The organism is Deltaproteobacteria bacterium (genome assembly GCA_019308995.1).
Lineage (GTDB): Bacteria > Desulfobacterota > Desulfarculia > Adiutricales > JAFDHD01 > JAFDHD01.
Genome location: JAFDHD010000119.1, coordinates 1 through 8,899 on the forward strand (window position 1 = coordinate 1; position 8,899 = coordinate 8,899).

Consider the following 8,899-nt stretch of genomic DNA (forward strand, 5'->3'; position numbering starts at 1 on the left):
GAGCTGGCCCATGAACTGGGGGTGAGCTTTGCCACCATCAACCGCTGGGAAAATGGCAAGACCACGCCGTTCAAGCTGGCCCGGGCGCAGTTTGACGCCTTTTGCAAGAAGATGACGGAACAGGGAAAATTGCACTTGGGGGATAGCAGTGGGAAATAAGCACGAGCCAAGGGGCTGCTTATGAGCGAGCCCAACAAAACACCGGAACAGATTGCCCGAGACCGTATCGACCAAATGCTCACTGAGGCCGGGTGGTCAGTGCAGGATAAAAACCAGATAGACTTTGGCAAAGCCGGGGGAATTGCGGTGCGGGAATATCCCACTGACAGTGGTCCGGCAGATTATGTGCTTTTTGTTGAACGTAAGCCCATCGGCGTCATCGAGGCCAAACGCCCTGAAATGGGTCAAAATATCAATGTAGTGGCGGAACAGACTGCCAAATATGCCACGGCCAATCTGAAATGGATCAAAGACAATAAGCCTTTGCCCCTACTTTACGAGAGCACAGGCGAAGTCACCCTGTTCCGTGATGAACGTGATCCCAAGCCCAGATCCCGTGAGGTGTTCTGGTTTCACCAGCCACAGACGCTGGCTGAGTGGATACAGCAAGCTCAAACTCTGCGCGCACGTCTGCAAAAACTGCCGTCCCTGGCAGCCGATGGGCTGCGCAAAGTACAGGTCGAGGCGATTACCAGCCTGGAAGAATCGTTTGCGGCAGGTCGCCCCCGCGCCCTCATTCAGATGGCAACCGGCGCAGGCAAGACCTTCACGGCCATTACCTCTATCTACCGACTCCTCAAATACGCCAATGCTAAACGTATCCTCTTCCTGGTGGACACCAAAAACCTGGGGGAACAGGCGGAACAGGAATTCATGGCCTATCTGCCAAACGACGATAACCGTAAGTTCACCGAGCTTTACAACGTGCAGCGCCTTTCATCCAGCTATATCGCAGACTCCAGCCAGGTGGTCATCTCCACCATTCAACGTCTTTACTCCATCCTCAAAGGCGAACCGCTGGACGAGGCCACGGAACTGAAAAATCCTGCCGAATACCGTCTGCCCCGCAAGGAACCCCTGCCTGTGGTCTATAACCCACAGCTCCCCATCGAGTATTTTGATTTTATCGTTATCGACGAGTGCCACCGCTCCATCTACAACCTCTGGCAACAGGTGCTCGACTATTTTGACGCCTTCCTCATTGGCCTTACCGCCACGCCGGACAAGCGCACCTTTGCCTTTTTCCATGAAAACGTGGTCAGCGAATACACCCATGAACAGGCCGTGGCCGACGGTGTCAACGTTGGCTACGATGTCTATACCATCGAAACCGAAATCACTAAAAAAGGAGCGGAACTCAAGGCCAAACGCCTGGTGCCCAAACGCGATAAACTGACCCGCAAAAAGCGCTGGGAGCTCCTGGATGAAGACTTGGAATACTCGGCCAAACAGCTTGACCGGGATGTGGTCAATCCCAGCCAGATCCGCAAGGTGATCCGTACCTTCAGGGAGAAATTGCCGGAAATATTTCCCGGCCGAAAGGAAGTGCCCAAAACCCTCATCTTTGCCAAGAATGACAGCCACGCCGATGACATCATCAAAATCGTGCGCGAAGAATTTGACGAAGGTAACGCCTTTTGCAAAAAGGTCACTTACAAGGCGGATGAAGACCCCAAATCGGTGCTTTCCCAGTTCCGCAATGACTACTTTCCCCGCATCGCTGTGACTGTCGATATGATCGCCACCGGCACCGATGTACGACCGCTGGAATGTCTGCTCTTTATGCGCGATGTCAGGTCCCGTAACTATTTCGAACAGATGAAAGGGCGCGGCACCCGGGTGCTGGACTACGACGAACTCAAGAAAGTGACTCCTTCTGCCACCAGCCGAAAGACCCATTTTGTCATTATTGACGCCGTGGGCGTGACCAGGTCCCTCAAGACAGACAGCCGTCCTCTTGAACGCAAGCCCTCGGTTCCATTCAAGGACCTGCTCATGTCCGTGCTCATGGGCGCAGATGACGAAGAAACCTTAACCTCGCTGGCCAACCGACTGGCGCGCCTGAACCAGCAGCTTGACGACAGAGAGCGTGAACAGATCAGCGAAAAGGCGGGCAAGCCCCTGCCGCAAATCACCCGCGAATTGCTGGACGCGGTTGACCCGGACCGCATCGACCAGCAGGCAAGACAGGAAAATAACCTGCCGCCCGAAGCCGAGCCAAACGAAGAACAGCGCAAGCAGGCCGCCTCGACCCTGGCAAAACAGGCAACATCCGTATTTAACGGTACACTGAACGAATTGCTTGAAAACATCCGCCGCACACACGAACAGGTGATTGACGACCAGAACATTGACAAACTCGTCCGGGCGGAATGGGACGGCGAGGCCAGGGAAAACGCGGAAAAACTCACCCAGGAATTTGCCGACTTTCTGCGGGAAAACAAAGATGAGCTGCTGGCGCTGCGCATCTTCTTCGATCAGCCCTTCCGCCGTCGGGAAGTTACTTTCCAGATGCTGCAGGATGTTTTGGAAAAGTTCCGCACCGACAGGCCAAGACTTGCCCCTTTACGGGTCTGGGAGGCCTTTGCCATGCTTGAAAACGCCAAGGGCAAGTCACCCATGAGTGAACTGACTGCCCTGATTTCGCTCATTCGCCGAGTGACCGGCATTGACGAGAAACTGACGCCTTTTAATGAGACGGTGAACCGCAATTTCAAGACCTGGATATTCAAGCGCCACCAGGGCGCTGGGGAGAAATTCACAGAGATGCAGATCGCCTGGCTGCGCATGATCCGCGACCATATCGCATCCTCCCACCACCTGGAACGAGGTGACCTGGAACTGGCTCCCTTTGATGCCCACGGTGGCTTGGGGAAAATGTGGCAGCTCTTTGGCGAAGAAATGGACCGGATCATTGATGAGATGAACGAGGTGCTGGCGGCATGAAGGAAGAAATCAAATCTGCACAGCTACCTCAAGGATGGGTAAAAACACAATTGTCTGATTTGTTTATTGACCCTAAGTCAGAAGTGGTTGATGGACCTTTTGGCTCTAACTTAAAAGCAGCAGAATATATTGACGTTGGTATACCTATTCTTCGGATTCAGAATATTGACAGAAACAGGCTGGTAAATAAGAACATCAGATATATTTCCGAGGAAAAAGCAGATAACTTGTCTCGGCACAACTATCAAGTAGGCGATATAATACTTACGAAATTGGGAGATCCATTAGGTAAAGCATGCATAGTGCCTCCGAGTATTCAGCGTGGGATCATCGTTGCAGATTTGGTCAGGCTGCGTCTCACTCACGATTACATTGATAAAAAGTGGTTGGTACATGTTATTAATTCTCCAGTAATTGCCAACCAGCTGAAATTGTTTACAAAGGGGAGTACAAGACCAAGAGTGAATCTTTCGCACATTCGTTCTTTATGCGTTGAGCTACCCCCCCTCCCCGAACAACACCGCATAGTTGCAAAAATCGAGCAGCTCTTCTCCGATCTGGACAAGGGCGTGGCTGAGCTGAAAAGGGCAAAGGAAAAGCTGGAGCTATACCGCCAGTCACTGCTCAAGGCCGCCTTTGAGGGCAGGCTCACCGAAGAGTGGCGCAGAGAACACGCAGACGAACTGGAATCCGCCGATGAACTGCTGGCCCGCATAAAGGCCGAGCGTGAAAAACGTTATCAGCAGCAACTGGACGAGTGGAAACAGGCAGTCAATGACTGGGAGAAACAAGGCAAACCCTGCAAAAAGCCCAGGAAACCCCGCAAACCCAAGGAACTGCCGCCGCTTACCGAAGAAGAACTGGCAGAACTGCCCAAATTGCCCGAGGGGTGGGTGTGGGGCCATTTAGAGTGGATTGGAGATATTGAAACGGGGACAACTCCATCTAAAAAACGTTCTGAATATTATGGATCAAAGTTCCCTTTCTTCAAACCTACAGACTTAGAAGCAGGTTATAAAGTAACCGAAGCTAGAGAGTATTTATCAAATGAAGGTATTAAGCACGCGAGATTGCTGCCTGCTAATTCTATTCTTGTAACTAGCATTGGTGCGACTATTGGTAAAACAGGGATAATTAGGCGTAAAGGGGCTTCAAACCAACAAATAAATGCAGTAATCCCTTTGAGCATTTTCAATGCCGACTACATTTATTACCAAGCTATTAGCCCAATATTTCAAGAGGAGCTGAAAAAACTATCGTCATCAACTACAATGCCAATTATCAACAAATCAAAGTTTTCATTGCTTCATTTTGCTATTTGCTCGAAACGCGAACAAGACCAAATCGTGAAGATCCTGGAAAGTGTCTTTACTATCATCGACCACCTCTCCCAAACCATCGACAACGCCCTCTCCCGCGCCGAAACTCTCCGCCAATCCATCCTTAAAAAAGCCTTTTCCGGCAAGCTCGTCCCGCAAGACCCAAACGACGAGCCTGCTTCGGAACTCCTCAAACGCATCAGGGCGGAGCGGGAAAAAGCAGCCAGGGAGAAAAAGCCTGCACGAAAAACACGCAAGAAAAAGGAGGGAAAACGAGTGCGAGATTTATTAACTGCGCTTATACAAGCCGGAGATTGGATAAGCGCACAAGAAGCATTCCGGCAATGTGGGATATCAGACGGCGCTGAAACCGATCAGATCGAGCCTCTATATATGGAACTGCGCGACCTTGTAAATTCCGGCAAGGTGATAGTGGAGCGTCGCGGTGAGGAAGACTGGCTGAAGCTAAAAGATACACAGGAGGCATAACGTGCGCCTGGATCGTTTCTGGATAGGGGAATACAAAAACCTCAAGGACGTGACCGTTGATTTTGACGAGGACCACTGGGTGACCGTGGTCATCGGCTGGAACGGCACGGGAAAATCCAACGTCCTTGAGGCGCTGGCAACCTTGTTCAGAGACTTGGTAATGGAAGAGAGAGCGCCGAGCTTTCCTTATAAGCTACGGTATAGAATTCACGACTCCTGGGTAAATATAGATGCAGACCCGGTGCGGGAAAAGGACAAATACATTATTCATATTGCTGATGCGTCTGATGCAGAAAAAGAACCTGTAAAACCGGAGTCAGGCAAGGAACAGGAATGGACTTTCGAGGGGAATAAAATATCCTTTCCTCAATTCCTAAAAAAACAGGATGCGTATCTGCCGCGCTACGTCTTTGGCTATTATTCCGGCACATCTGACCGGATGCAGGATGTTTTCAAAAAATACCTGGCTAGATATGATAAAGAGTTGCGGGCCGGGAAAGATCCTGGCTTGCGACGTCTTTTTTATGCCTTACCTGTCCACAGCCAGTTTGTATTACTGGCGTTCATCCTGCAAAAGGATGAGGCTGTCTCGGACTTGCTCAACACGCATCTTGGGATCGAAGAGGAACGCAGTCTTGATTCTGTCTTGTTCGTGCTGAAACAGCCTCCCTGGGATCGCACAAAGAATCAAGAAGTCTTTTGGGGCGCCAAAGGGGTGGTTCGCGATTTTCTCGACAAATTGCACGCCGTATCTCTTGCCCCGATCAGGATTACGAGGCAGGTGGAAGTTTCTTTGTGGAATAAAAAGCGGCTTGGCTTTCGGTATCTCTACGTGAAGGATTTGAAAGCGTTGCAGGAACTTGTTGGCCAGGAAACCCCCAGGGAGTTTTTTCGCGATATAGAGAGCGCATACGTTTCCGAACTGATAGATGAGGTGCGTATCCGTGTCAAGCTTCGTAATAATGATGGTTCTGTCACCTTTAGAGAGTTGAGCGAAGGGGAACAGCAGCTATTAACCGTCCTGGGGCTTTTGAAATTCACATCAGAGGAAGAAAGCCTATTTTTGCTCGATGAGCCGGATACGCACCTGAATCCCAGTTGGTGTGTGAAGTATTTGAAATTCTTACAACAGTTTGTAGGTAACGACGAAAAAGAGCGCGAAAGCAGTCATGTGATTCTCACGACACACAACCCCTTAGCCATTGCAGAGCTTGTAAAGGGACAGGTGCAAATACTGCAACGGAATCCTGAAAATCTATCTATCTCAGTAGAACCGCCGCAAGGAGATCCAAGGGGAATGGGTTTTGCGGGGATATTGACCAGCGATATGTTCGGCTTGGAATCTGCCCTCGATGACCATACAGTAAGTTTGATAAAAGAGCGCAATGCCCTGCTTTATAAAGAATTGAAAGATCATATAACCGAAGAAGAAAATGTACGTTTGAAAGAGATATATCAACAACTTGGTGAAATGAGATTTAACGATGTGTTTGATGATCCAATTTTTTCAGAATACGCCATGATGCTGGAGGAAGAGAAAAAGCGAAGAGGAACGCCCATCTTGCCACAACATGAGAAGGCTCACATTCTCAGTAAGGTTATTGATGAATTGGAGGGAAGTGCCTGATGATTTTTATACACATCGGCGCATACAATCCTCCGGCAGAATGGCTTGAAAAGGCCCAAGAACTTTCTAAGCGACTTGCGGAATTACAAAATGGAGCCGCTGAACTCACAGAGGGTGCAAAGGATATTCTTGATAAGAATACGATATGGACAGAGATTAAGGAAGATTTAGAATATCTGTCGTTTGGTAAATGCTGGTATTCTGAGGCAAGAGAGAAAGTGTCGTATTACCATGTTGACCATTTCCGCCCCAAAAAAAGAAGCATTGATTCAAACGGGTCAAAAAACAACGGTTATTGGTGGCTGGCATATGATTGGAAAAATTACCGAATAAGTGGCAGTGTCATCAATACTTCAAAACGCGATCATTTCGCTGTTCTAAGAAACAGAGCTGAGAACCCAGATACACCCATTGATGATGAATTGATCTATCTACTGGATCCGATCAGACAAGATGATGCGTTCTTGTTGACGTTTAATGAAAATGGTGAAGCTATGCCGCTGGATCCGAATGAAAATGCATGGGACTACAAACGGGCAAAGTACACGATCGAAGTCTTAAATCTTAATAGCCCAAAACTTGTGCGAGCCAGAAAATTACGATGGAAGAAGCTGTCACAAATTATAAATACAATTAACAACATGAAAGCCCAATATAATTCAACTCCATCCGTGAGACTTCAGGCAGAGCTGGATCAACTAAAAGAACAAACCCGGGAATTGATATCTCCAATGAGCGAGCTATCGAGCACGTATCGCGCATGTCTGAGGGCCAGTCGGGAAGAGTGGGCTATTGCTGTTTTAGAAACCCATTTCGATATCGAACGGCTGCAGCAAGAATACAGGGAGAGCCTAAGATGAACACCGCATCCATAGTTCAAAAAATCTGGAGCTACTGCGATGTCCTGCGTGACGTGGGCGTCAGTTACGGGGACTATCTGGAGCAATTGACCTACCTGCTGTTTCTGAAGATGGCCGACGAGTATGGCAAACCGCCTTATAACCGGGATATCGGCATCCCGGCGGAATACGCTTGGCCGGAGCTGAAAAAGCGGCGTGGCGCGGAGCTTGAATCCTTTTATGTGAAGCTGCTGCGCGAACTGGGTAGGCAAAAGGGCATGTTGGGTCAGATTTTCACCAAGGCGCAGAACAAGATTCAGGACCCAGCCATGCTATATCGCATCATCGACATGATCGATAAAGAACAGTGGACCATGATGGGGGCCGATGTCAAGGGCGAGATCTACGAGGGGCTGCTGGCCAAAAACGCCGAGGACGTAAAATCCGGTGCAGGGCAATACTTTACCCCCCGGCCGCTGATCCGGGCCATGGTGGAATGTGTACGGCCAGAGGCTGGAAGAACCATTGCCGACCCAGCCTGCGGTACAGGAGGTTTTTTCCTGGGAGCCTATGATTTTATTTCGCACAGTTTTCGATTGAACAAAGCACAGAAAGAATTCCTGAAGTTCAAGACTTTTTATGGCAATGAAATCGTCGCCAATACCCGCCGCCTAGCGCTGATGAATATGCTTTTGCACGGCATAGGTGACATAGACGCTGAACCCTCTATTGACCCCACCGACGCACTTATCGCTCCGCCGAAGCAGACCTTTGACTATGTGCTCACCAATCCGCCATTTGGCAAAAAAAGCTCCATCACCATAACCAATGGCGAGGGCAAGGCAGAAAGGGAGGATTTCACCTATAACCGCCAGGACTTTTGGGTGACTACCTCCAATAAACAGCTCAATTTCGTCCAGCACGTCCGCTCAATGCTGAAAACCACGGGCAAGGCGGCCATTGTTGTGCCGGACAACGTGCTCTTTGAAGGCGGGGCCGGTGAAACCGTGCGTCGCAAGCTATTGGAGACCACGGACCTGCATACCATTTTGCGTCTGCCCACCGGTATCTTTTACGCCCACGGGGTAAAAGCCAATATCCTCTTTTTCGACAACCGTCCGGCAGCCAAACAGCCGCAGACAAAAGAAGTATGGTTTTATGACTACCGCACCAACGTCCACCATACCCTGAAAAAGAAGCCGCTCCGCTTTGAGGACTTGCAGGAATTTATTGAGTTGTACAATCCGGCAAACCGGCACGAGCGCAACGAAACCTGGCATCCGAAAAAGAACCCCGAAGGCCGCTGGCGCAAGTTCAGTTACGAAGAAATAATCGGCCGCGACAAGGCCAGCCTGGATATCCTGTGGCTGAAGGACGCCAATCTGACCGACTTGGATAACCTGCCGGAACCGGAAGTGCTGGCAGAGGAAATCATCGAAAATATCGAAGCAGCACTTGAGAGTTTCCGTAAGATAGCAACTGAACTTGAAGGATAGGTTGTGAACAAGGAGAATATGTCCAATGGGCTTTGAGCCTGGTGGAATGGCCGAAAAACTTGGCAACCGTGTAATGGTCAAGTAAAAACGGACACCGCAAATTAAGCCGCCAAGCGGCCTTGTTCTTTTTCATAATCAAATGGGCTTTTGTAACCCAAAGTAGAATGGAGCCGGATTGAATTG

6 protein-coding genes are annotated in these 8,899 nt (G+C 49.6%); all 6 read left to right on the top strand.

The window, feature by feature from the left end:
• On the top strand, positions 1-159 hold a 159-nt coding region (locus JRI95_14635; protein MBW2062778.1), incomplete at its 5' end, for a helix-turn-helix transcriptional regulator.
• A gap of 21 nt (positions 160-180) precedes the next feature.
• Complete coding sequence (locus tag JRI95_14640; GenBank protein ID MBW2062779.1) at positions 181-2,946, top strand: DEAD/DEAH box helicase family protein; 2,766 nt, start codon at positions 181-183, stop codon at positions 2,944-2,946.
• Positions 2,943-4,754: a restriction endonuclease subunit S gene (locus JRI95_14645; GenBank protein ID MBW2062780.1), complete on the top strand. Its 1,812-nt coding sequence runs from the start codon at positions 2,943-2,945 to the stop codon at positions 4,752-4,754. Before JRI95_14640 ends, JRI95_14645 begins: the two co-directional genes overlap by 4 nt.
• The gene (locus JRI95_14650; protein ID MBW2062781.1) at positions 4,738-6,381 is read left to right on the top strand and encodes an AAA family ATPase; all 1,644 of its coding nucleotides are present in this window, start codon (positions 4,738-4,740) and stop codon (positions 6,379-6,381) included. Before JRI95_14645 ends, JRI95_14650 begins: the two co-directional genes overlap by 17 nt.
• Positions 6,381-7,241 (top strand): hypothetical protein, encoded by an 861-nt coding sequence (locus JRI95_14655; protein ID MBW2062782.1) that lies wholly within the window; start codon positions 6,381-6,383, stop codon positions 7,239-7,241. The genes JRI95_14650 and JRI95_14655 overlap by 1 nt, the downstream gene beginning before the upstream one ends.
• Complete coding sequence (locus JRI95_14660; GenBank protein MBW2062783.1) at positions 7,238-8,716, top strand: SAM-dependent DNA methyltransferase; 1,479 nt, start codon at positions 7,238-7,240, stop codon at positions 8,714-8,716. Before JRI95_14655 ends, JRI95_14660 begins: the two co-directional genes overlap by 4 nt.
• Positions 8,717-8,899: the final 183 nt, after the last annotated feature.

Coding starts and splice junctions, on each gene's coding strand:
- JRI95_14640 (MBW2062779.1), top strand. CDS start 181: ATGAGCGAGCCCAACAAAACACCGGAACAGATTGCCCGAGACCGTATC.
- JRI95_14645 (MBW2062780.1), top strand. CDS start 2,943: ATGAAGGAAGAAATCAAATCTGCACAGCTACCTCAAGGATGGGTAAAA.
- JRI95_14655 (MBW2062782.1), top strand. CDS start 6,381: ATGATTTTTATACACATCGGCGCATACAATCCTCCGGCAGAATGGCTT.
- JRI95_14660 (MBW2062783.1), top strand. CDS start 7,238: ATGAACACCGCATCCATAGTTCAAAAAATCTGGAGCTACTGCGATGTC.